The 23,553-nt window shown below is 65.6% G+C and carries 21 protein-coding genes and 3 pseudogenes; 11 read left to right on the plus strand and 13 right to left on the minus strand.

Going from position 1 to position 23,553, the window contains the following annotated elements:
* Positions 1-176 precede the first annotated feature (176 nt).
* From QP512_RS10350 to QP512_RS10360, 3 genes and pseudogenes are all read right to left on the minus strand, one after another.
* Positions 177-688: pseudogene (locus QP512_RS10350) on the minus strand (DNA-formamidopyrimidine glycosylase family protein); the annotation flags it as partial.
* Positions 681-1,448: a DUF72 domain-containing protein gene (locus QP512_RS10355; RefSeq protein ID WP_286068386.1), complete on the minus strand. Its 768-nt coding sequence runs from the start codon at positions 1,446-1,448 to the stop codon at positions 681-683. The gene QP512_RS10355 and the pseudogene QP512_RS10350, both read right to left, overlap by 8 nt.
* On the minus strand, positions 1,445-1,912 hold the full coding sequence (locus tag QP512_RS10360; RefSeq protein WP_286068387.1) for a BLUF domain-containing protein: 468 nt from the start codon (positions 1,910-1,912) through the stop codon (positions 1,445-1,447). Before QP512_RS10360 ends, QP512_RS10355 begins: the two co-directional genes overlap by 4 nt.
* 302 nt (positions 1,913-2,214) lie before the next feature.
* Between QP512_RS10360 and QP512_RS10365 the strand changes: the two genes are divergently transcribed.
* A complete protein-coding gene (locus QP512_RS10365; RefSeq protein ID WP_286068388.1) occupies positions 2,215-2,538 on the plus strand; it encodes a KGG domain-containing protein in 324 nt (107 codons plus the stop codon).
* A 121-nt stretch (positions 2,539-2,659) separates the two neighbouring features.
* Here QP512_RS10365 and QP512_RS10370 read toward each other — a convergent pair whose 3' ends face one another.
* The 3 genes from QP512_RS10370 to QP512_RS10380 form a co-directional block, all read right to left on the minus strand.
* Positions 2,660-3,544 carry a manganese catalase family protein gene (locus tag QP512_RS10370; RefSeq protein WP_286068389.1) on the minus strand — a complete coding sequence of 295 codons (885 nt, stop codon included), beginning with the start codon at positions 3,542-3,544 and terminating at the stop codon, positions 2,660-2,662.
* 61 nt (positions 3,545-3,605) lie between these two features.
* A complete protein-coding gene (locus QP512_RS10375) occupies positions 3,606-4,127 on the minus strand; it encodes a ferritin-like domain-containing protein (protein WP_286068391.1) in 522 nt (173 codons plus the stop codon).
* Positions 4,128-4,284: 157 nt separating this feature from the next.
* A complete protein-coding gene (locus QP512_RS10380) occupies positions 4,285-4,629 on the minus strand; it encodes a hypothetical protein (RefSeq protein ID WP_286068393.1) in 345 nt (114 codons plus the stop codon).
* A gap of 205 nt (positions 4,630-4,834) precedes the next feature.
* Here QP512_RS10380 and QP512_RS10385 point away from each other — a divergent pair, with 205 nt between their 5' ends.
* Complete coding sequence (locus QP512_RS10385; RefSeq protein ID WP_286072030.1) at positions 4,835-5,227, plus strand: response regulator; 393 nt, start codon at positions 4,835-4,837, stop codon at positions 5,225-5,227.
* Positions 5,228-5,323: 96 nt separating this feature from the next.
* Here QP512_RS10385 and QP512_RS10390 read toward each other — a convergent pair.
* A pseudogene (locus QP512_RS10390) lies at positions 5,324-5,773 on the minus strand (alcohol dehydrogenase catalytic domain-containing protein); the annotation flags it as partial.
* A 147-nt stretch (positions 5,774-5,920) separates the two neighbouring features.
* On the opposite strand from QP512_RS10390, the gene QP512_RS10395 reads away from it, so the two are divergent.
* The 3 genes and pseudogenes from QP512_RS10395 (at position 5,921) to QP512_RS10400 (ending at position 6,853) form a co-directional block, all read left to right on the plus strand.
* The gene (locus QP512_RS10395) at positions 5,921-6,109 is read left to right on the plus strand and encodes a hypothetical protein (protein WP_286068395.1); all 189 of its coding nucleotides are present in this window, start codon (positions 5,921-5,923) and stop codon (positions 6,107-6,109) included.
* Between the two features lie 9 nt (positions 6,110-6,118).
* Positions 6,119-6,262 (plus strand): annotated as a pseudogene (locus tag QP512_RS20345) (DUF6766 family protein); the annotation flags it as partial.
* A gap of 3 nt (positions 6,263-6,265) precedes the next feature.
* Entirely contained in the window at positions 6,266-6,853 is a 588-nt protein-coding gene (locus QP512_RS10400; RefSeq protein ID WP_286068397.1) for a cysteine hydrolase, read from the plus strand.
* On the opposite strand, the gene QP512_RS10405 is transcribed toward QP512_RS10400, so the two are convergent.
* From QP512_RS10405 to QP512_RS10420, 4 genes are all read right to left on the minus strand, one after another.
* Complete coding sequence (locus QP512_RS10405; RefSeq protein ID WP_286068398.1) at positions 6,836-7,069, minus strand: hypothetical protein; 234 nt, start codon at positions 7,067-7,069, stop codon at positions 6,836-6,838. The genes QP512_RS10400 and QP512_RS10405 overlap by 18 nt on opposite strands.
* Positions 7,070-7,191: 122 nt before the next feature.
* Complete coding sequence (locus QP512_RS10410) at positions 7,192-7,659, minus strand: Rap1a/Tai family immunity protein (protein WP_286068399.1); 468 nt, start codon at positions 7,657-7,659, stop codon at positions 7,192-7,194.
* A 25-nt stretch (positions 7,660-7,684) separates the two neighbouring features.
* Positions 7,685-8,314, minus strand: a complete 630-nt coding sequence (locus QP512_RS10415) for a hypothetical protein (RefSeq protein WP_286068400.1) — start codon at positions 8,312-8,314, stop codon at positions 7,685-7,687.
* Between the two features lie 98 nt (positions 8,315-8,412).
* Positions 8,413-9,396, minus strand: a complete 984-nt coding sequence (locus QP512_RS10420) for a LacI family DNA-binding transcriptional regulator (RefSeq protein ID WP_286068401.1) — start codon at positions 9,394-9,396, stop codon at positions 8,413-8,415.
* Positions 9,397-9,552: 156 nt separating this feature from the next.
* Here QP512_RS10420 and ptsP point away from each other — a divergent pair, with 156 nt between their 5' ends.
* The 4 genes from ptsP to QP512_RS10440 all read left to right on the plus strand — a co-directional run bounded on the left by ptsP (position 9,553) and on the right by QP512_RS10440 (position 16,144).
* The gene (ptsP, locus tag QP512_RS10425) at positions 9,553-12,063 is read left to right on the plus strand and encodes a phosphoenolpyruvate--protein phosphotransferase (protein WP_286068403.1); all 2,511 of its coding nucleotides are present in this window, start codon (positions 9,553-9,555) and stop codon (positions 12,061-12,063) included.
* Entirely contained in the window at positions 12,060-13,016 is a 957-nt protein-coding gene (locus QP512_RS10430; RefSeq protein WP_286068404.1) for a 1-phosphofructokinase family hexose kinase, read from the plus strand. The genes ptsP and QP512_RS10430 overlap by 4 nt, the downstream gene beginning before the upstream one ends.
* A gap of 87 nt (positions 13,017-13,103) precedes the next feature.
* Entirely contained in the window at positions 13,104-14,807 is a 1,704-nt protein-coding gene (locus tag QP512_RS10435; protein ID WP_286068405.1) for a fructose-specific PTS transporter subunit EIIC, read from the plus strand.
* 83 nt (positions 14,808-14,890) lie between these two features.
* Positions 14,891-16,144, plus strand: coding sequence for a carbohydrate porin (locus QP512_RS10440; RefSeq protein WP_286068406.1), 1,254 nt, complete (start codon positions 14,891-14,893; stop codon positions 16,142-16,144).
* A gap of 263 nt (positions 16,145-16,407) precedes the next feature.
* Here the strand turns inward: QP512_RS10440 and QP512_RS10445 are convergent, their stop codons facing one another.
* Positions 16,408-17,607 (minus strand): serine hydrolase domain-containing protein, encoded by a 1,200-nt coding sequence (locus QP512_RS10445; RefSeq protein WP_286068407.1) that lies wholly within the window; start codon positions 17,605-17,607, stop codon positions 16,408-16,410.
* Between the two features lie 415 nt (positions 17,608-18,022).
* On the opposite strand from QP512_RS10445, the gene QP512_RS10450 reads away from it, so the two are divergent.
* Both QP512_RS10450 and QP512_RS10455 read left to right on the plus strand, forming a co-directional pair.
* Positions 18,023-20,689 carry a TonB-dependent receptor gene (locus QP512_RS10450; RefSeq protein ID WP_286068408.1) on the plus strand — a complete coding sequence of 889 codons (2,667 nt, stop codon included), beginning with the start codon at positions 18,023-18,025 and terminating at the stop codon, positions 20,687-20,689.
* Positions 20,690-20,803: 114 nt separating this feature from the next.
* Positions 20,804-22,264: an MFS transporter gene (locus tag QP512_RS10455; RefSeq protein ID WP_286068410.1), complete on the plus strand. Its 1,461-nt coding sequence runs from the start codon at positions 20,804-20,806 to the stop codon at positions 22,262-22,264.
* A 61-nt stretch (positions 22,265-22,325) separates the two neighbouring features.
* Here the strand turns inward: QP512_RS10455 and QP512_RS10460 are convergent, their stop codons facing one another.
* Positions 22,326-23,372, minus strand: coding sequence for a LacI family DNA-binding transcriptional regulator (locus QP512_RS10460; RefSeq protein ID WP_286068411.1), 1,047 nt, complete (start codon positions 23,370-23,372; stop codon positions 22,326-22,328).
* Positions 23,373-23,553 lie beyond the last annotated feature (181 nt).

The following is a 23,553-nucleotide window of genomic DNA, read 5'->3' on the forward strand; positions in this document are numbered from 1 at the left end:
GGCGCACAGTGCCTCTCACCACCCACCCATGAGAGTTCCCGCATGAACACCTTCGCCCGGACCCTGGCCGTTGCCGCCCTCGCCCTCTCGGTTCAGGCCGGCCTGCCCGCGCAGGCCGCCGAACCGGTCAAGCCGGCTGCAGTCTCCCGCATAGCGCGCACCGCCAGCTACATCACCAGCCGCGTGGCGGGGTGCACGCCTATACGGAACAGCACCTCGTTCTTGATGATGTTGCCCACGCCGGCAAAGACCGTCTGGTCCAGAAGCGCATCACAGACCATGACGTCCGGCATGGCCTTCAGCTTGCGCCGGGCCAGCGTCGGATCCCACGCATCGTTCATCACGTCCGCGCGCCAATCGTAGACGTCTCGTCCAACGGCTCGTCGATCAGCCGCACGGAACACGCATAGAAGTTCAGCTCGCCACTGTCGAACCGCAGGGACACACGCGGCGCGGTTGGCTTCCGATCGTCGATGCGCCAGCTGCCGAACATCATCGGGTGGATGCGCAGCGTGTGGCGGCTGAATTCCAGCAGGAAGTGCTTGCCCCAACTGCGGACCGCCTTGACCCTCCGGCCCTGCAGCGGCGACAGGTCGACACGGCTGTTCCCAGAGACGGCGCGGACCACGTGCCCCTTGAAGTGACTTGCTGCTTCGCGCAGCAGGACGATCGAAGGGCCCTCAGGCATGTTCGTTTTCCTGCAGCAGCGCCTGCAGCTGCAGGGCGTTGCCGGTGGCGTGACCCAGTGCGGTATTGTCCAGTACGAACCAGGCGGGTCGTATCGCGTCGGCCTCGGCCCGCAGCTGCCGCGCCAGGTGGGCAACGGTCGGTTCGCCGTAACAACTGCGATAGATCTGCGGCTGGCCGTGCCAGCGCCAGTAGCTCCACGCGCGGTCACCGCCGGGAGTCGCCGCCGCCGGCACACGTGCCGGATCCGCGGCAACCCGTGCCACGCCATGCGCGCTCAGAAGCGCATCCACTTCCGGCGTGAACCAACTCGGGTGGCGCGGCTCGCACGCCACATCGGCCTGGGTGCGTGTGCGCAGGCCCCGCATGAATGCTTCTGCCGTGGCCGTGTCATACACCAGGCTCGGCGGCAATTGCAGCAGTAACGGGCCGAGCCTTTCACCCAGCTCCAGCACGCCTTCAAGGAACCGCTCAAGCGGCTGCATTGCGTCGCGCAGCCGACGCTCGTGGCTGATCTCTCGCGGCAGTTTCACCGCAAACCGGAAGCCCTCCGGCACGCTTGCCGCCCATCGCGCATAGGTTCTGGCCTGGTGCGGTCGATAGAAAGATGAGTTGATCTCCACCATCGGCAGGCGTGTGGCGTAGCGCTGCAGTGCGCTGTCGCCCGCACCGAACGCGTCCTGATCCGACCGCGACAGCGACCACCCCGCACAGCCAACCCGTATTGGCGCGGGTGCGCCCGGGGCGGCTGCCGTCTTCACCGTACCCAGTGTCCCTGCGGTTCCACGCCGTCGCCCGCACCTGCATCCGTCTGCGACTGCGAAACCGACAGCAGTCGGTCCAGGGCACTGGTGCCCGATTCCAGCGTCGACGCGCTGCGCACGAAGCCGGTCCAATCGGAGATGGCAATCTTTCCCAGCGCCAGCTCGTCTACCCGCACGCTGCGCATCCGCCAGCGCGGAAACTGCCGGCGCCCCACCCTGCCCCGGTTGAGTTCGACGATTCCGCCGTGGCTGCTCGCCGCCAGAATGCGCGTGTACGCAGCGTTGACTCCGTCCGCCGGGCCCTCCAGATACTGCAGGAACCGCGCACCGTCGAACAGCAACGTGCCGGTGACATCGACAGATGCGTTGAACTGCACCGCTTCGGCTACAAGCTGTTGCAGCCGCTCTTCGGTCAGGCTTCGGGAAGCTTCACTCACATAGGCAATCGCACGAAAAGGCATGGCACCACCCGTTGTTGCAGACAGCTCTACCTTAGCGACGCGGGTCGTATGCGCAGTGAGGCCCGCGTAGAAACTGCGTCGAGTTGAGGTGCGGGCCCGCCGCCTGGCCTTGACACGTGATCGAGCGCCGCAGGCGCGCCTGCGGGCGCACACGCGCGCACACGACATTTCGTGGAGACCGGATGAGGAATCGTGGGCTTCCGGATGACGCCACGTTGGCGGTCATGCCACCGCCGTCTAGCGCCGGATCTGGAAGATGGTTCCTGCCGCCAATCAGGCGGCTCAACCCAAGGAGACGTTCCATGGCCAACCAGAACCAGTACCAGGGCAACAGCAACCGCGGTTTCGCTTCGATGGACGAGGACAAGCAGCGCGGGATCGCCGCCAAGGGTGGACGTGCCGCGCACGAATCTGGCAACGCCCATGAATTCAGCTCGGAAGAAGCACGCGAAGCCGGCCGCAAGGGCGGCGAAGCAGTGAGCCAGGATCGCCAGCACATGGCGGACATCGGCCGCGAAGGCGGCCAGAACAGCCGCAGGGGTGGAAACCAGGGCGGTAACCAGAGCGGCGGGCAGCAACAGCAGGAACGCGGCGGTGGCAACAACCGCGTTGGCCAGCAGCGCTGATCGCGCCTGAAGCCAGTTGCACCGCTTCGTGGGCGGACGTGATGTCCGCCCACTTTCGTACGCCTTGACGCTGGTCAAGGGCTTCGCCACTGGGGCGCCGCAGATGGGCGCCCCAGCTCTTTCATTGCTCGCGTGGTGGCAGGTCCAGTGCGCCCGCGCCCGGGCCGGCCCCCAGCTCGGTGCCGGTGGTCGGCCGCGCTTTCGGGTCGGAGAGTGTACGCAGGCTCATGGCCTGCACCGCCGCTTGTTCGCGTGCGCCCAGGTCCACCGTGCCGCCGCCGTCGCCACCATCCACAGCGGTCTGTGCCTCGCGGTCGCTGACCCGCTCCCACAGCTCTCCGCTGTTCCAGCTGCCCTGCAGGTCGTCGGCGCCGTCGCCCTGCGACGTGTCCATGTACAGATCGGTGAACGCAGGGTCCCCCGGCAGCTTGCCCGGCGGGAAGTTGGGCTGGATGCTGTGCAGCGCCTTCTCGAACGACTTCATGTGCGCGATCTCGCGCGTCATCAGAAAGCGCAGCGCATCCTTGATGCCGGGGTCATCGGTGACGCTGATCAGCCGCTCATACACCAGCTTGGCGCGCGCTTCGGCCGCGATGTTCGAGCGCAGGTCGGCGGTAGGTTCCCCGATCGAGTCGATGTAGGCCGCTGTCCACGGCACGCCGCTGGAATTGACCAGTGCCGGCCCGCCACCGTACAGGATCTGCTCGGTATGGCTGGTGCTGTTCTGCCCCAGCGGCCGCATATCCTCGGCCTTGGCAAGCCCTTCGGAGTGAATGGCCTTCGGCCCGCGGTTGAGCATTGCGATGATGGTGCCGATGATCTCCAGATGGCTGATCTCTTCGGTGGCGATATCCATCAGCAGGTCCTTGCGGCCTGGATCGCATTCGCCGAGTCCCTGGGTGAAGTAGCGCATGGCGGCAGCCAGTTCGCCCTGCGGGCCGCCGAACTGTTCAAGCATGAGGCTGGCGAGCTGCGGGTAGGATTCGCGCACGCGCACGGTGTACATCAGCTTCTAGTGATGAAGGAACATGGGGTTTCTCCAATGGCTGGCTGTGCTGGCTTCGGGGTCAGCGCTTGGCTTGCGCGCCCGGTGTTTCGTCACGATTGAGGAACGCACCGACCAGGCCATCCTGGTGGTCCTCCAGCCAGCGCGCCATGGCGATCTCTTCCTGCAGGATCTGGCCACAGACCGCGGCGATGTCCGGTGCTGCGGCACGCTCGGCAGCGATCACCAGCGCCCGATAGCTGGCGATCTCGGTGTTTCCGAAGCCGAACGAGAGCCCTACGCTCTTGACTACCTCGTCTTCCATCAGGCTTGTGCCGGCCGCATGGAGAGCTGCAGTCACGCTCGCGAACAGTCCCTTGGCGGTCGGCACGCTTCCTCCAAGCGCTTCAATGCACTGGCGCAGCGAGGCTGCCTGCCCCCGCGTTTCCTGGACGTGCTGGGCGATCCGTGCGGCGAGGTGGGGATAGTTCTGGATCCGCGAAGCCATGGCCTTCATCATGGTCTCCGCCTCCTGCTCCATGGCGTAGGCGTCCTGAAGCCACTTCAACAGACGCTCGCTTCTGGCGTTGTTCTGGTCTGCCATTTCGATCTCCGGTGCGGGGCGACATGCCTCCGGAGACCATGGTGGAGCGCCGGCAATCACCGCCTGTCGGCCGATGTGAGCCGCCGAAGGTGGGCGCTGCACGCAGTGGTGATGCGGCGATAACATCCGCCGCCCTGTGTTGGACCGATGGGCGCTCTCAGGTCGCCAATGCGCTGGATACGCTCACGCCGGCTGCAGGTCGCTGGCGACCGGCGTTCGAGGCGCACGCGCTGCCCGCCGCCATCACCGCCTGTATTACCCGGTGCTGAGCACGATGCCCGCCACCGTCCACGCCCACGACGTAGACGAAGCGCCCATCAAACTTGGCCTGTGCGCCCTCCATGGCGTCGTCGGCCAGCAGTGCTCGCTTCAGCGACTTCATCCAGGCCCGTTCAGGCGCGCGGTCCAGCTCCACGACGATGGCGGCACCGCCGCAGTCGAGCGGCATGCACTCGACACGCAGGACGCCTGGAGCGGCAGAATCGGTTCGGGATAGCGACATGACAGAATCTCCGATGCAGGGGACGGCGGCAGTATCCACAGCGCGTGCCAAGACGCCGTCAATGAAATCCAGGGCGCCTTCCACACCCCTCCACCCGGTTGGCGACATGCTCTCACGGCTTCGCGCCGGCCTGACAATGCACACGCATGGCGTTGATGCAGCACAGCACAGACTGCAGTCCCCAGGACGATACAGGCGTGAACGCATGCAATCCGGAATGAGCCAGCGCAGATGCAACCTGCTGCTGGTGGAAGACCAGCTCGACCTGGCTGCGCTGATGGAACAGGCGCTGGAGGACGCAGGTGACCAGGTGACCCATGCCTACAGCGTGTTCGATGCGCTGGGGCTGCTGGACTACCAGCGGTTCGACGGCGCCGTGCTCGATGTCGAGCTTCGGGACGGCGTGGTCTTCCCGGTGGCTGATCGCCTGACCGAACTCGGCATCCCGTTCCTGTTCGTATCCGCGGTCTATGACCAGTTGGTGCCGCAGCGTCACCGCCGCGCCGCCTTCGTGGCCAAACCCTTCCACGTCGGTGAGTTGCAGGAGACAGTGAGGCGCGTCATGGGAGACGTCTGCGTGCAGCCGCCCGCGCATTGATTGCCATGGGAGGGTCAGCTGAGGTGCGGGGCCACCACCACGCTCAGCTGGCGCAGCGCGCCGCCACGGGAGAGCCCATCCCAGTTGCTGCGTGCCATTCGCCTTCGGCACGCGCACGAATTCGGCCTGCCCCCCGGCCACGCCGCCATACAGATGGCTGTAGCCGAACAATGCCGCCGGAGGCAGCATGCCCTTCTGATTCAGCGCGGCACCCTTGCCGGTATTGGTGGTTTCGCAGGCGGCATACTCGGCCAGGCGGCAATGGAAGCACTCTCCACGGGCGATCACGAAAGGGATCACCACACGATCGCCCGGCTGCACCTGGGTCACGCCGCTGCCGACCTCTTCCACCACGCCCATGAACTCGTGGCCGAGTACATCGCCATCGTGCAGATCCGGAATCTTGCCGCGATACAAGTGCAGGTCCGATCCACAGATGGCGGTGGCGGTTACCCTCAGGATCAGATCATCTTCGGCCGCCAGTACCGGGTCCGGTACAGTCTCGACTCGCACATCCTTGCGGCCGTGATAGGTCAATGCCTGCATCGTGCTTCTCCAGGACTCGGGACGCCAGCATCGCAAGGCCGCCACCCCGCTTCGGTGACATCCCGGTGTGCACGGCGTTCATTCTTTGGGGTCATGGTGTTAACCCGGCCCGGTGCAGTCTTCGGTCTTTCGCCGCAGGAGCTGCCCATGAACGACAAGCTGCCCTTCAATCCGACGACGGACGTGGACGATCAGTCGAGGGCGCACACGCCGGACAAGCGGCGCAACGATCGCGCCAAGTGGAAGGAGCACGACATGCCCGACGGCGGTGATGGCCCCAAGGCCGTACCGGACGACTACGAACGTCCTGATCCTGACCCGACAGGCAAGCGTTGAGTCCGCCTCACATTCTGGTTCGGATCCATGTAGATCTGGCAGAGCGAATTCCTGGCCGTGCTGTCCCTGGTGGCGCTGACGATTTTCCTGCGCCAGAAAGATTCACCGCGATCCAAGGCGGTTGAGGCCCCACGTGCGCAGACAGGTGATTGAGCCATGCGAAATAACCCATCCACGGCCCTGCTGATCATCGACATGTTCAGCCGATTCGACTTCCCCGGCGCTCAAAAACTGGCGCCGGCGGCAGAGTGGGCGGCCCGGCAGATCCGGCGCCTGAGGGATCACTCCGATGAACGCGGTTGGCCGGTCATCTATGCCAATGACAATTTTTCGGATTGGAAGCGCGACTTCCGCCAGCAGGTGGAACAGTGCCGGCGCGACGGTGGCCCGGCGTGGCGAATCGCCCGCCTTCTCTCGCCTTTGCCTTGTCACTACTTCGTGCTCAAGCCCAAGCACTCGGCCTTTCTGGCCAGCCCTTTGCCAATTCTGCTGGCCAAACTGGGAGTGCGCCACCTTTGCCTGTGTGGCATGACGGCCGAGTCGTGTGTCCTGGCTACAGCGTTGGGCGCCAACGCCAGGGAATTCCACGTGGTGTTGGCGTCGGAGGCCGTGGCGGGGATGCCAGCGCAGAAGCGACGCGCGCTGGCGCTGCTCGCTGGTTCAGGCGCAGCGCGGGTCGCGCGGGTTTCTTCGCTTGTCTCTGGGCAGGAGCGGGATGGGGTTGACTCAGGTCTGGTCGGCTGACCCCGTTACACCTGAATGAGCGGCGCAGTGTGCGCAGCAGAAGATCTGGCCGTTTCCTTCAACACCATGCCCGATGACAGCGCATTCGCAGTGTACGCAGCGCGGTGCGAATGTGTGTATCGCGCATTCGAACGAGTCGAACGTGCCGCTGCGCCCGCCCTGCTGGAGGGTGAAGCTCTTGTCGTAGTTGTTGCCGCAGACATCACAGGTGGCCATGGGGCACCTCGTGCTGTGGAAGGAACATGCAGTGTGGACAGCGCGGGTGTCGGAGGCCGTGAATCCACCGTGTCGCGAGGGTGTAGGAGGTTCACGTCCTCACGCGTTGGGCGCGGTCTGTCCTATTCGTCTTTGCCGGGCTCGGCACTGCCACCACGTGACGCGCCGCCGCCACAGGGAAATGCGGTCCGCAGCCCTTCGGCAACCAGTGAAGACGCATCCTGCTGCAATCGCTCGCGGGGCAACTGCCGGAGATGGGAAGACACGTGGTCGACCAGCTCATGCGGAAGCATCCTGCCTTGGCCACACCACTGGCCGTGGCTGGCATCGGCAACGCCTTGGATATAGGCGCTGGCGCGAGCGCTGGACAGGGTCCGGCACTGCTCGCCGTCGCAGAACCCATCAGCGCCTTTGCCCTGCAGCAGGGTGATGAGTTCGGCGCCACTGACAAGCCAGGTGCGTGCCGGTTGCGTTGTTCCAGCGAGGGCGGATCCCGCCAGGGCGCAGAGGCCAAGTGCGAGGAGCCGACGCAGGAGGCGACGCGCGTGGAGTTCGTGGTGTCCTTTCATGTCGGGGTCCTTGGCGGTCATGCCTGTGGGATACACACAGCGTGGGTCAACGTTGATCGAGCTGGTTGCGCGGATGAAACTCCGGGTCGTCCTGGTCTTCCAGCATGGCCTCCACCAGTGTTTCGAAGGACGCGGCGGCGGCATCCAGGTCCGTGGAAGACAGAAAGCTCGATTCCCCCTGGCCGACCAGCGCAATCGCGGCAACGGTCTCCCGCTCACCGTCCTCGGCCCAGAGATAGTCGTGGATCAGCGCCAAACCCTGGTCGCCTGCCTTCAGGAAGTCGGCGGCGCTTCGTGCCACCGCAAGAAATGCGATGAGATCGTAGAGGCTTTCCGAATAGGTCAGCGATCCTGCAACAAAGTGCGTGCTGCTGCGGTCATAGGCGGCAACCCGGATGTTCTCAGCCTGTGCAGAGGCCAGGAAGGCGTCCAATGCGGCGCGATTGTCGGGGTAGCGGGCCAGCAGCGCCTGGCAGTCCGCAAGCAGGCGATCCAACGCCTCGTCGCTTGAAGAGGCCAGGCATTCACCGCCGCCCAGGTGCCACTGCCCGGCGATGTGTCGCCAGTCGGACCATCGGGATACTGCGGGCACGGGCGCCGCCAGCCACCTGGAGAGATCTTCGGGGCACAACTGCAGGCGGAGCAGCGCTGAATAAGGCTCTGACAAGGCGATCATCCATGGTGTCTGCGTGTACAGATGGCTTGTAACAGACGACGGTCGGCTCGCCAACACCCGCACGGCGCTCTGAGGGGTGGCCGCAACGGGGCGTCGAGCTATCGCGCAGCCGTCGACCCTCTGGCCACGCACCGACCCGTCATCACCAGTCGGCGCACAGGCAGCGCTGGCGTGCGCAGGCGTTCAAGCAGCATCGACATCGCGGCCCGCCCCATCTCCTCAACAGGTTGCTCGATCACTGTGATGCCCGGCTCGACCAGCTCGGTCCAGCGCTCGTTGTCGAAGCCGGCCAGCGCCAACGCCTCGGGAATCGCCAGCCCAGCGCTGCGGGCGGCTTTCAACGCACCCATCAGCAGCAGGCTGTTGCTGGTGACCAGGGCCTCGGGGCGCGATGGCCCAGCGAGCCACTGCTCGACTGTCGCGATGGCAGCTTCGGCCGTGGGTTCAACCTCCCGGTAGTCAGGCTCCAATCCATGGATGCGCATCGCAGCCAGATAACCGTCACGACGCTCGGCCGCCGTGGTACTGGTGCTGCCGAACACTCCGCCGATACGGCGATAGCCGCGTTCGACCAGATGTTCGACCAGGCCTGCCATCGCCGCCGGATTGTCGAGTACCACGCTGTCGATCGACCCGCCGGGCGCAGCGCGGTCCACCAGCACGGTCGGATAGTCCAGCGTGAGCCGCTCGAGCCGGCCCACCGTGGTCCGGGTAGGCGCGAAGATCAAGCCACTGATGCGCTCTTCGTGCATCAGTTGCAGATACAGCGCCTCCCGCTCCGGGTCCTCGTCGGTGTTGCAGAGAGTCACGCGCAATCCTTCGCGATAGGCCACCTCCTCCACCGCGCGGATCAGCGCGGTGAAGAACGGGTTGCGGATGTCCGCGACGATCAGGCCGATGATGCCGGTGTGCCGCGAGCGCAGCCGCCGGGCCTGCAGGTTGGGGCGATAGCCGGTCTGGCGGATCGCCAGCTCGACCCTGCCGCGGACGTCCTCGCTGACTGGGCCGCCCCCGAGCACCCGTGACACCGTGGATTTGGATACCCCCGCCACGCGTGCGACGTCGTTGATGCTGATGCTCATTGGAAACGTTCCCGGAAACGTGGGTTTTTCATGGCGCTATGGCCGTTCAGGACAATGCTAACGCCAAAGGACTATTGGCTTTTTGTGCAGTGCACATTGAAATACCGACTGGGAACGTTCCCAATACATCCCAGCCACCCCTTTACGGAGCCCGCCTTGTCGCCCCCGACCTCCCCCTCCCCCGTCAGCCGGGAGCTGATCCGCCTCGACGCCCGGGCCCAGGACAAGACCGACGCGATCGCCCAGGTGGCCCAGATGCTGGTCGCAGCCGGCTGCGTGGCGCCGGGCTACGAGGCCAGCATGGGACGCCGCGAAGCGCTGGCGAACACCTTCCTCGGCCATGGCGTGGCGATTCCGCATGGGCTCGGCGAGGACCGCCATCTGGTACGCCACGACGGCATTGCGGTGCTGCAGTTGCCGGAAGGCGTGGAATGGAACCCGGGCCAGGTCACCCGCCTTGTGGTTGGCATTGCTGCCCAGTCCGATACCCACATCACCCTGCTGCGCAGGCTGACCCGTCTGATCCAGGACGAGGCCGCGCTGCAGCGGTTGTTCACCACCCCCGATGCAAGCGAAATCGTCAATGCGCTGGCCAGTGATGTCGCAGTGTCTGCCACTCACGTGCCGGTGGCGGACCTGGCCGAGCGTTTCGACTGGACCATTGCTTACCCCAGCGGACTGCACGCGCGTCCGGCCACGCGCTGGGCCGAGACGGCGCGGGGTTTCACGGCCCGCGCCCAGGTGCGCGCGGGCGATCAGGCAGCCGATGCCAAGAGCCTGGTAGCACTGCTGCAGCTCGGGCTTCGCGAGGGCGATGTCGTGAGTGTTTCTGCCGAAGGCGCCGACGCCCCTGCACTGCTGGCCGCACTGCGCAAGGCCATGGACGGGCTGGTGGCGCAGGAAAAGGCCGATGCGGAGCGTGCAGCACAGCGAAAAGCGGCGCCGGTCGCGGGCTGGAATCCGCCCGAAGCGCAGGCGGCGATCGTCGGCATCGGCGCCAGCCCCGGGCTGGCCATCGGCCCGGTGCATGTACTGGCCAGCGCGCAGGCCGACGTTGCCGATCGCCCTGCCCCGCTTGGCGAGGGCGGCGCACGCCTGCAGGATGCGCTCAGCCGCACGCGCCAGCAGCTGGCCGCGCTGCAGGACGACACCCAGCGCCGCCTTGGCGCCTCGGATGCGGCGATCTTCAAGGCGCAGGCTGCGCTGCTTGACGACACCGACCTGATTACCCGTGCCTGCCAGCTGATGGTTGAGGGCCATGGCGTCGCATGGTCCTGGCACCAGGCCATCGAGCAGATCGCCTCCGGGCTGGCGGCGCTGGGCAATCCCGTGCTGGCCGGGCGCGCTGCCGACCTGCGCGATGTGGGTCGGCGCGTACTGGCGCAGCTTGACCCCTCTGCGGCCGGTGGCGGCCTGGCCGATCTGCCGGCGCAGCCGTGCATCCTGCTTGCCGCCGACCTGTCGCCCTCGGATACCGCCAATCTCGACACCCGCCGCGTGCTTGGCCTCGCCACGGCACAGGGCGGCCCCACGTCGCACACCGCAATCCTCTCGCGCACGCTCGGCCTGCCGGCGCTGGTTGCCGGTGGCCCCGAACTGCTGGCGATCCAGGCCGGCCGCGAGGCGATCATCGACGGCAGCAGCGGGCGGCTCTACCTGTCCCCCTCCGCCGCGGATCTTGCTTCGGCACGCGCCTGGATCACCGAGCAGCAGCAGATCCGCGCGCGCGAAGCCGCACACCGTGCACAGCCGGCGCAGACCACAGATGGCCATCGCATCGACATCGGCGCCAACGTGAACCTGCCGGAGCAGGTGCCATTGGCGCTGGAACAGGGCGCGGAAGGCGTCGGCCTGATGCGCACCGAATTCCTGTTCCTCGAACGTGGCAGCACGCCCAGCGAGGAAGAGCAGTACGCAACCTACATGGCGATGGCCAAAGCGCTGGACGGCCGCCCGTTGATCGTGCGCGCGCTCGATATCGGTGGCGACAAGCAGGTCGCCCACCTGGAGCTGCCGCATGAGGAAAACCCGTTCCTCGGCGTGCGCGGCGCGCGCCTGCTGCTGCGCCGCCCGGATCTTCTGGAGCCGCAACTGCGTGCGCTTTATCGCGCAGCCAAGGACGGCGCACGCCTGTCCATCATGTTTCCGATGATCACCTCGGTGCCCGAGCTGGTCGCTCTGCGCGCCATCTGCGAGCGCCTGCGCACTGAACTCGAGGCACCCGACGTGCCGATCGGCATCATGATCGAAGTACCGGCCGCCGCAGCCCAGAGCGACGTGCTGGCACGTCACGCTGACTTCTTCTCGATCGGTACCAACGACCTGACACAGTACGTGCTGGCCATCGACCGCCAGAACCCAGAGCTGGCCGCGGAAGCCGACAGCCTGCATCCGGCCGTGCTGCGCGCGATCCGCGCCACGGTGGACGGTGCACGCACGCAGGGGCGCTGGGTGGGTGTCTGCGGCGGCCTGGCCGGCGATCCGTTTGGTGCGATGCTGCTGGCGGGGTTGGGCGTGGACGAGCTGTCGATGACCCCGAACGACATCCCGTCGGTGAAGGCACGCCTGCGCAGCGCCGCACTGTCCGATCTGCAGGCGCTGGCCAACGCCGCGCTGGACTGCGAAACCGCCGAGCAGGTGCGCGCCCTTGATGGAGCGCGCGCATGACATCCCGCGCCATCACTGTCACCCTGAACCCGGCGATCGACCAGACCGTGCGGCTGGCCAGCCTGCGGCCGGGCCATGTGCACCGCGCGCGCAGCAGCCGCGACGATGCGGGTGGCAAGGGCATCAACGTGGCCGCCTGCCTGGCCGACTGGGGCGTGCCGACCACCGCACTCGGTGTGCTCGGTAGCGGCAACGACGGTGTGTTCGGTACGTTGTTCTCGGCACGCGGCATTGTGGATGGCTGCCTGCGTGTTCCAGGCAGCACCCGCACCAACATCAAGCTGGTTGACGAGGACACCGGCGAAACCACCGACATCAACCTGCCCGGCCTGGCACTCGACGGCGCCGATCTGGACGCCGTGTCGCGCCGGCTCGGTGCCCTGCTGCTGCCGGGCCTGCCTGTGGTGCTGTCCGGGAGCCTGCCGTCCGGACTGCCGGCCGATGCATGGGCGCGACTGCAGGCGCAGGCCGGCGCCGCCGGTGCGCGCGTGCTGCTGGACACCAGTGGCGATGCGCTTGCCGCTGCCTTGGGCGACACCGCGCGTGCACTGCCCTGCGCGGTCAAGCCCAACCGCCAAGAGCTGGAGGCCTGGACCGGTACGCAGCTGCCGGATCGCAGCGCTCTGCGCGTTGCTGGCCAGGCCCTGGTCGAACGCGGGGTTGCGCTCGTAGCGATCTCGATGGGCACCGATGGCGCGCTGTTCATTGATCGCAGCGGCGCCTTGGTTGCACGACCGCCGCGACTGGCCCAGGGCAGCACGGTCGGTGCGGGCGACGCCATGGTCGCCGGCATCGCAGCTGCGATGCTGGAGGCCTCCCTCGATCTGGCCGGTTGCGCGCGGCTGGCGACCGCGTTCTCGATGAGCCGGCTGCAAAGCGGTGATGCACGACGGCTGGACCCGGCGCAGGTACGCGCATGGGCCGGCGATGTACTGATCGAGCGGTTGGATTGACCCCGTCTGCCGGAGGCACGGCGGCTAGCTTCACGCCGACCGCAGCGCCTTCGGCAAGGACGAACCCGAAGAATTCCAGGAGTTCCCATGCACGCTTTCACCGTAGTCATCGCCGCTGGCGAGCGCAGCATCGAGGCGGTTCTTGCCGCCGAAGCGCTGCGCCGCGCCGCCCGCCAGCGCGGGCTCGAGCTGATGATCGAGATCCGCAGCGACCAGGGCGTGACCGGCGCACTGCCTGCATCGAACGTCGCCGCCGCGACGCACCTGCTGCTGGTGGGTGATGGTGAGGCGGACATCGCGCGCTTCGCCAATGCTGAGATCGCGCATGCCAGCTTGGGCGAGGTACTGGACGACCCGATTGCGGCGCTCGCACCGCTCGCAGCCGCACTGTCGAGCGACGCCGGTACGAATGCCGGCAAGCGCATCGTCGCCGTTACCTCCTGCCCCACCGGCATTGCTCACACCTTCATGGCGGCGGAGGGGCTGCAACAGGCCGCCAAGGCGCTGGGCCATGCAATCCGGGTCGAAACCCAGGGCTCGGTCGGCGCGCAGGACGCTTTGAGCGACGAGGAAATCGCCGCTGCTGACCTCGTCCTGATCGCCGCAGACCGCGAAGTGGACGTCTCGCGCTTCGCTGGCAAACGCCTGTTCAAGAGCGGCACCAAACCGGCGATCAACGATGGGCAGAACCTGATCCGCAAGGCGCTGGCCGAGGCAGGCGTGCAGGCAGGTACGGCGACTACGGGCCGCTCGACCGAAAAGACCAAGGCCTCCGGGCCCTACAAGCACCTGATGACCGGCGTGTCGTTCATGCTGCCGTTCGTCACTGCCGGCGGCCTGCTGATCGCACTGGCATTCGCGCTCGGCGGCATCTATGCCTTCGACGATGCCCACAAGGGCACGCTGGCCTGGTCGCTGTTCCAGATCGGCGCCAAGTCCGGCTTCATGTTGATGGTGCCCGCGCTGGCGGGGTACATCGCTTACTCCATCGCCGACCGCCCCGGCATTGCGCCCGGCATGATCGGCGGACTGGTGGCAGTGAACATGGATGCGGGCTTCATCGGCGGCATCCTGGCTGGTTTCATCGCCGGTTATGGCGTGCACTGGATCAACCGTGCGCTGCGCCTGCCGCGCAGCCTGGAAGGCCTCAAGCCGGTGCTGATCCTGCCGGTCCTCGGCACGCTGCTGGTCGGCCTGTTGATGATGTACGTGATCGGCACGCCGGTCGCCGGGCTGCTGGCCTGGCTGACCGACTGGCTGCGCGGTATGCAGGGCGGCAGCGCGATCCTGCTTGGCCTCCTGCTGGGCGGAATGATGGCGGTGGACATGGGCGGGCCGGTCAACAAGGCGTCCTACGCGTTCTCTACTGCATTGATTTCCAGCCAGGTCTACACGCCGATGGCGGCGACGATGATCGGCGGCATGACGCCGCCGCTGGGCATCGCACTGGCGACATGGCTGTTCAGCAACCGCTTCACCGCCGAGGAGCGCGGCACGGCCGGTGCCGCCGGCGTGCTTGGCCTCAGTTTCGTGACCGAAGGCGCGATCCCCTACGCGGCGCGTGATCCGCTGCGCACCATTCCGGCGCTGATTCTTGGTTCTGCCGTGGCAGGTGCAATCTCGATGGCCGCTGGCGTCGAGCTGAAGGTGCCGCACGGTGGCGTGTTCGTGCTGCCGATCCCGAACGCAGTCACTCACCTCGGCATCTACCTGCTGGCACTGCTGGCCGGCGTGGCCGTTACTGCAGTCGCGTTGCGCATCCTCAAGAAGCCGGTCACCACGCCGGCCTGATCCACCGCATCGCCAAGCCCCTTCCACCTCCCCTGCGCATGCAGGGGCGCAGCGACCTACGCCCTGCACAAGGACCCTCGCCCATGACCCGCTCTTCCCGACACATGTTGCCGATGGCGATCGCGCTTGCCCTGCCATCCCTGGCCGCCACCGCAGACGCGAGCGACGTCTTCACTCCCAGGCTCGCCTACACCGGCGAGGCGGCCGCCACGCTCGACGGCGGCAAGCGCAGCGGCACGGCCTATGCCGGCCAGCTGATGTTCGGCGCCGATGTCGACCTGGACGCTGCACTTGGCTGGCGTGGTGCGACGATCAAGGCCTACGGCATCAATCGCCACGGCACCAATCTCGCCAACAGCAGCACGGGCAACAGCACCTCGGTGCAGGAGATCTACGGTGGCCAGGGAATGCGCCTGGCCAACCTGACGCTCGAGCAGAAACTGCTCAACGACCGACTGGTGCTGGAAGCAGGGCGAAGCGTCGCCAACATCCATCATCTCGGTTCGGAGTTGTGCCAGTACTTCCAGGGCAACTCGGCCTGCGGCAACCCGACCTATGTCTTCCGCACCAGCAGCTTCACATGGTGGCCGGTATCGAGCTGGATGGCTGATGCCACGGCATGGGTGACGCCGGATGTCTACGTACGCGTGGGCGCGTACCAGGTCGACCCGAGCCAGGCCGAAGATGGCCAGCACGGCCTGAAATGGAGCACGAACCAGGCCACCGGCTGGGTCGTGCCCTACACGATCGGCTGGCGCAGCCCCGCGTCGGCGCGCTTGAAGGCCCGCTACGAACTGGGTGGCTGGCAGGACAATTCGAACTACCACGACCCGCTGCGCGATGCCAACGGCATGCCGGCGCTGCTCAGTGGCCAGGAGTACGCGAAACGTCACGGTCGCTCCGGGGCATTCGCCCGCTTCGAGCAGCAGCTCAGCAGCGATGGCAGCGGTCGTGGCCTGATCCTCTTCGGTGCCGCACTCAAGGGCACCTCCGGCCAGTTGATCGAGGATCACTTCCTGCAGGCCGGCCTGGTGCAGAAAGGCACGTTCGTCAGCCGACCGCAGGACAGCATCGCCTTCGTCGTGACCCAGCAGAAGTACAGTCGCATCGCGCTGGAGAACCTGCGCCTCGCCCGTGCCGCGGCGGGCGGCAGCGGTACCCCGCACGGGAGCCAGGTGATGATGGAACTGAGCTATGGCATCCAGGTCACCCCGCAGCTTCGGGTCGCACCGAACCTGCACTACATCGTGCATCCGGACCAGCTCAACGAACCCGCACGCCAGCATGATCTGCCGAACGCGCTGATTGCGGGCATGCGGGTCGATTGGAGCCTGTAGGAGAATCCGTTTTCGTCCGCCCGATTGCCACTCAGCCGCTCGTCAAGCCTCGAACTGGGCGTTCAGCCAGTCGTCGGCACCCTCCAGCTTCACGCCAATGCTGGCATTGAACGTCCCGTCCAGGCTCCAGGAGTCGCGCCTTCCCTGGGCGAGGCACGTCATGACTGCATGTTGCGGGTGATCGACGCCCAAGGTGGCAAAGCAGGCATCAGCATCGCCGACGTCAACGGACGAGGATCCAGGTGCAGGCCCGGCCCCTTCTTTCACGGAAGCGCCTGGGCCAGGTTGAGTACATCCGCCGGGAACGTCGCGTAGTCATCCAATGGAGCGCGATGGCTGTCGCGTCGGTGGATGAGGCGCACGGCAACCACCCGCTGTTGCGGAACGATGACCAGGTGCTGGCCGAGGTAGCCGTTTGCCGCGTAGGCAACGGTTGGACCGCGCTGGATGTCGAACATGTCGGAGAGCTTCAGTCCACGACCGGTGATCTCTCTGCCATAGTGCTGCGGCCAGTCCGCCCCAAGTCGCTCGGCCATGTACGCAATCAGTGCGCTCTTGCTGTCGAATGCCCTGCCCTCGGTGGCCAGCAAGGCCTGCTGGACGGGGTCGCTGACTTCATGCTGCGCCAGAAAGCCGGCGATCTGGCCTTTCAGCTCATAACGCTCCCATGCTGGAATGCGCCACCACAGCAGACCAACCTCCGGCGAGCGGGCACTTGCTTCCGTCAGCAGCGCCACCGACCGCTCACTCAACACGCGCGTCCCCCCGGGGGTGACGCCGCCATCAAGCAGCAGCTGCCCGATGGTCGCCAGATCACGGGCGCTCAGCGACAATCCGGCCATGCCCAAGGGCGTGCCCGCACCGTCCTTCAACCACGTATACCGCACAATGCCCAGCGGCTTGAAAAGACGCGCCTCAAGGTAGGCATCCATGCGTTCCCCTGCCAGGCGCTCGACAATGCCGGGCAGCAGATTGGTAGCCTTGTTGTTGTAGGAGAACGTGGCGCCTGGATCGCTGCTCAGCTCCGCAGCCAGCGCCAGCTTGACCAGGTCCGGCGCAACTTCCAGCTCTTCCCCCGCGTTGGCCACGTTCTGCAGCCCAGAGGTATGGTCCAGCAGCATGCGTACCGTGATGTCCCGTTTCCGCCCCTGCTTCCACTCGGCGAAGATGTTGCTTACCGGCTCGTCGAGCGAGGCCAGTTTTCCCTCGTCCAGCAGAAGTACGATGGCCAGCGCCACCACCGATTTGGTGGCTGACATGAGGTGAACCGGTTCTTCGCCCGTCCCTGGCCGGGGCTCCAGCAGTGTTTTTCCATCCTTCCAGACAAGTACCGCGTCCGAATGCGCGGCGCGGGCGTTGCGTTCGATTGTCGCGACGGCGTCGGCCGTGGTGGTCGTGCTGGCCAGTACAGGAACGGCCAGCATCAAGGCCGCGAAGCTGGACAACCATCGTGCCGTTTTCATGCGCATCTCCTCCAGTGAACGCCTGCCCACATTGACTACAGATGTAGTCAACACCGAGTGCCTGAAGTCATGTCTGACCTGGTGATGGCCTCATCACGACACCACCTGCGTGGCCCCGCAGCCCCAGGCAATACGCGAAGCCGATGGCACTTGCTGCCGGCCCGCGTTCTGCGCGTTCCGTTCCGGCCGGTACAGGCGCAAGTCGAGCGCATCACCGCTCGATTTCGTTTCGCACTGCAGCAAATGCGCCGTGCCACGCGGCACGGGTGATCGCTCAACTACCTGATTTCCCGAGCTTCTGGTCATCCATTGTTCATTCTGATTGACAGCGTTGTCAGGCGCCGCTTACAAGAGCCCACGTCCGGCGCGTGGCGCGGGAACGTCCAGACATCATCAATGGGGAGAGAGGGACCCTATGACCGGCCATTTCAGGAAGAGCACACTCGCACAGGCAGTACTTGCCGCCATCGTCACCGCCACTGCGGCGCTGCCGGTTGCGGCGCAATCAGCCAAGGAAAGCAGTTCCACCACCACCAGCGAGGCACGGGAGGCCTCGACGCTGGACGCCGTCATCGTCACTGTCGAACGTCGGGAACAGGACCTGCAGAAATATGCAGGTACCGCCCAGGCAATTTCCGCGGACGATACGCGTGCGCTGGGGATCAACAATGAGCTACGCAACATCCAGGCGCTGGTGCCGGGCATGAGCATGGCCAACCAGGAAGGCAACCTGGAGATCTTCATCCGCGGCGTGGGTTCTTCGAACAACACCGAGCTGGGTGATCCGGGCGCCGCGCCTCACATCAACGGGGCCTACATTGCACGACCTCGTGGTCTGGGCGGCATGTTCTACGATGTCGAGCGGGTGGAAATCAACAAGGGCCCGCAGGGCACGCTGCGCGGCCGCAATGCGCTGGCCGGCACGCTGAACATCATCACCAAGCGCCCCGACCTGGAAGCGTTTGGCGGGTACGTTCAGGCCGAGGCCGGCAATCGTGACCATCGCGGTGGCGAGTTCGCCCTGAATCTCCCGATCGGGGGTGGCGCAGCCTTCCGCGTGGCGGGCTACAAGGTGGAGAAAGACTCTCCGTTCAAGAATGCTGGGCGCGCGCAGGACCTGGAACCGGCTGGCGTGCAGGACGACCGCGGCGCACGCCTGTCGTTCCTCTACCAGCCGGATGACAAGCTGTCGATCTTCGCCATGGCCGACATCGGCAAGGAAGGCGGTACGGGCTATCCCGGCGCCAACGTCTACACCGCCGCCAGGGCCGGCTACCTGCCGGACGATGTCGACCTGCGAAAGATCATCTACCGAGGCGCCCAGGGCAAGCTCGACAGCACCAACTGGGGGGCGCAGACCAGCATTTCCTATGACTTCGGCAAGGTGGCGGTGGAGTACAACGGCAGCTACCGCAACGTGGATTACCGCCAGACCAATGCGCAGAGCGAAGGCATCCTCTGGCCGGGCCGCAACATCGACCCGGTATCACCCAGCAACCCGGGCGGTATCGACTACGACAACTACTCCACGCAGTATTGGCTGACCGAGTCGGAGTCGCAGGTACACGAGCTGCGGTTCACGTCCGACCAGGACGAACGGCTGCGCTGGACCACCGGCCTGTTCCACTTCAACGAGGACCAGCGGGTGGGGTACCTCTCGCTGGTGGACAAAGGGCGCTGGTATTCGGGCACTGAGTTCACCATGCCCAAGGTCAATGGCAAGTCGTCCGCAGTTTTCGCCGACGGCACATTCGACGTCAACGATCGCCTGCGCCTGAAGGGCGGCCTGCGCTACTCCGAGGAGAAGAAGTCGCGTTACGGCATTGGCGGCAACTGGTCGCTGGGCCTGCCCGGCCAGGGCGGGGACTTTGCCACGCGCCTCGGTACGCCCGGCTTCGAACCCGCCTTCATGAGCCGCCCAAACTTTGATGTCAGCAACATCACCTCGCAGGCGGAGATGGCCCGCTTCCTGCTGCAGGGCGTGCTGCGACATGGTCGCAACGACACCTTGCTGCAACAGATCGGCGCGGTGCCCGATGGGGGCCCATTCGGCTGCGTGGATCGCCCCGACATCGGTGGCGATACCGTCGATTGCCCCTACCAGAGCTGGGCCCAGGTCAGCGCGATTCCGGCCCAGCAGTTCGGCAAGAGCAAGTTCAGCTTTACCGACTGGCGCGCGGGTTTCGAGTACGACGTGAGCGACGACAGCCTGCTGTACGGCCTGGTGTCGACCGGCCACAAGGCGGGTGGCTTCAACGACACGTTTGATCCGAAGGAGATTCCTGAGACCTTCAAGCCCGAATCGATCATTGCCTACGAAATCGGCAGCAAGAACACCTTCCAGATGCTGGGTCGCACCTCGACCTTCAACGTCAGCGGGTTCTATTACGACTACAGTGACCAGGTGTTCCAGGACCTGGCGGTGATCGCCACCAACCCGACCACCGGTGAAGCCACCGGCTATGCCCTGGTCAACCGCAACGTCGGCAAGTCCGCGGTGTACGGCCTGGAGGCGGAAAGCACCTTGCGCTTCCCGCACAATTTCATGGTCAACATCAACGCGCTGTGGATGGACAGCGAGATCAAGCGCGGCACCGTCGCCGATGTCCGCAGCCAGAACTACGACGCCGGTGGTGCCACCTCGCTGATCGACCTGTCCGGCAACGAACTGCCGCTGGCGTCGAAGCTTACCTTCAACGTGAGGCTGCAGCATACGACCGAGCTGCGCTTTGGCACCTTCGACTGGCAGCTGCTGGCCTCGTACCGCTCGGCCTTCTACCTCACCCAGTACAACAACCGGGACGTGGAATTCATCCGACAGGATCCAGCCAGTGGTGAGCTGGTCCATGACCGCACCGAAAGCGCCGCTGCGGCCGGCTTCCCTGACCGCCAGAAGGGCGAGACCACCTTGAACGCGGGCATCGGCTTCACCTCACTGAGCGGCAGCTGGCGCGTGGAGGCCTGGGGCAACAATCTGCTGGGCAACGACGTCTCGCAGAAGGCCTTGGTGGGTTCCGGCATCAACGTCCGATTCCTGAACGACCCGCGCAGTTACGGCCTGCGCCTGCGTTACCAGTTCTGAGCAACGCAGCCTTGAGGGAGGGCCGGTTTCGCCGGCCCTCCGCGCGCAATCACCACGTCCTGCCCTGTGCGACAACGCACGGGGCGTCGTCCTGCCCGTGATGACACGAGAATCATGAAACACACAACCCGCTGGTCGCAGTTCGGTGTACTCATCACCGTCTTTTTCTTCTGGGGCTTCGTCGCTGCAAGCAACGGCATCCTCATTCCGGTGTTCAAGAAAGCGTTCCATCTCAGCCAGGCACAGAGCATGTACGTGGCGATGGCGTTCTACGTTGCCTACACCGCCGGTTCGCTGATCTACATCGCCATCTCCCGCGCCATCGGCAACGACCTGCTGCATCGGGTGGGCTATCGCAACGGCATCTGCCTTGGCCTGCTGGTGTCGGCACTGGGTGCCCTGCTCTTCTATCCGGCGGCCAATACCGGCTCGTTTGCACTGATGCTGTCCGGCCTGTTCATCGTGGGCCTGGGCTTCTCGCTCCAGCAGATCGCGGCCAATACGCTGGCGGTGATCATGGGTGATCCGGCCACCGGATCGCAGCGCCTCACCATGGCCGGCGGTGTCAACAACCTGGGCGCGACGGTAGGCCCGCTGCTGGTGAGCATTGCCATCTTTGGCAGCGTGTCAGCCGGCAACACAGAGGCGAGCATCGAGAGCGTAAAGATCCCCTACCTGGTGCTGGGCGCCGCCTTCGTACTGGTCGCCGTGCTGCTGCGGTTCTCGAGCGTGCCCAATCATGTCGAGCTGCGCGCGACGGTCCCCGCAGGTGGAACCGGGTCGGATCACCAGGCGGATCGCGGATCTGCGCTCTCCTACCCGCAGCTGGCGATGGGCATGGTCGCGATCTTCCTTTACGTCGGCGTAGAGGTGTCGACCATCGACAATCTTCCAGCCTACCTTGAGCAACCCCTGAGCAAGGGTGGGCTGGGCCTGGAAACCTCGGTGATCGCCCCGTTCGTCTCGCTGTACTGGGCCAGCCTGATGATCGGTCGCTGGGGAGGGGCCGCCGGAGCCTTCGACGTGCGCGCAGGCGCGCAGAAGCTGCTGATGCTGGTGTTGCCGTTCATTGCATTTGCCATCTACCTTGCCGTCAACGCGATCTCTGGCCACAACTCCGCACAGTTCTTCCACTACGCGCCGGTGATCGCCCTGATGATCATCGCCACCCTGGCCAGCAAGGGCAATCCATCGCGCATGCTGCTGTACTTTGCCGTGTGTGGCATCGCGGCGCAGCTGGTCGGCATGTTCACCACCGGGATGACCAGTGTGATCGCCTTCATCAGTGTTGGGCTGTTCTGCAGCACGATGTGGCCCTGCATTTTCACCCTGGCCATCACCGGCTTGGGCCGCCACACCAACCAGGCAAGCAGCCTGCTGATCATGATGATCATGGGCGGCGGCATCGTCAGTTGGGCGCAGGGTGCACTGGCCGACAAGGTCGGCGTGCACTACAGCTTCATCATTGGCGTGCTGTGTTTCTGCTATCTGGCGTTCTACGCGTGGGCGGCCGGCCGTACGCTGCGTCGTCAGGGCGTAGATCTGGAGCGATTGGCCACCGAAGGCGGCCACTGAGCCGCGCCCCTGCCTGCCAGCATGGCGTGCCGGCCGCGTCGGCACGCCATCGCACCTGCGTTCAATCGTGACGGGCCGGTCCCGTGGATCGCCGGACCTGCAGGGCATAAGCAATATCGACCACGCCACCGCTGCCGAGCTCGCGCACTTCCTTGATCAGCTCCATGGCCGCGCGCCGGCCCATCTCACGGGTGGGCTGGCAGACGGTGGTCAGTGCCGGATAGATCTGGCGGGCGATCGGCGTGTCATCGAAACCGCAGACCGAGATGTCGGATGGCACCGACAGGCCGTGTTCGAACACCGCACAGATGACGCCTGCCGCCATATCATCGTTGGCGGCGAAGATGGCGGTCGGCCGATCAGGCCGATCAAGCAGCGCGTTGGCGCCGATGTAGCCGGATTCGTATGAGAATTCGCCTTCCAGCACCAGGCTGGGGTCGTAGCGCAGGCCTGCCCTGCGCAGGCCTTCGCGATAGCCCGCCAGGCGCCACATGCTTGCGCCATGCGCGGCGTGTCCCTTGATATGGGCGATCCGGGTATGGCCCAGCGAGGCCAGGTGTGCGATCAGCGCCACCACCGCGCCGATCTCATCCACGACGACGCCCACGTTCCGGTTCTGTTCCTTCGCCGAAATGCTGGAATACGGGATCCCCAGGTCGACCAGGCGCTCGAGCAGGGCGGTGTCGTCTGTCAGCGGCGGCGTCAGCACCACGCCGTCGAGCTGCGACTGCATGATCAATGACTCGACCTTTTCCACGATATCGGCCGCGTCGTAGATCAGCGGAGCGAGCATCAGGTTGTAGTGCTGTTCCATGCACGCGTCCAGCACCCCCATCTCGATCTCCATCAGATAGTTCGAAGACGGGTTATCGAAGAGCATCGCAATGAGGTAGGAGCGCCGGCCAGCGAGGACCCGTGCCGAGGGCAAGGGGCGGTAGCGCAGTTTTTCCACCGCCGCCTCCACCCGGGCCCGGGTGCTCTTGGAGACGTTCGGCTCGTTGTTGAGCACCCGCGAGACGGTCTTCATCGAGACCCCGGCCGTTGCCGCGACATCCTCGATCCGCACCCGTCCCGGCCTGCCTGCGAGCACCTGCTCAGCTCCCGGCATCCCCCGCCCTCTGCCCGTCATAGCCTCACCATCTTTACCGGAATCCTGCACCACGGGATGTGGATACAGATGCAACTTTATCCTCAAATCCCATGCCGCTGTGCAGCAAGCATTCGTCCCACGGGCTGGGTATGCTCGGTTCTGACTGACAACGCTGTCAGGTTGCTTTCTGGCCGCCGAG

The sequence above is a fragment of the Stenotrophomonas sp. 57 genome (assembly GCF_030291075.1).
Taxonomy (GTDB): Bacteria; Pseudomonadota; Gammaproteobacteria; order Xanthomonadales; family Xanthomonadaceae; genus Stenotrophomonas.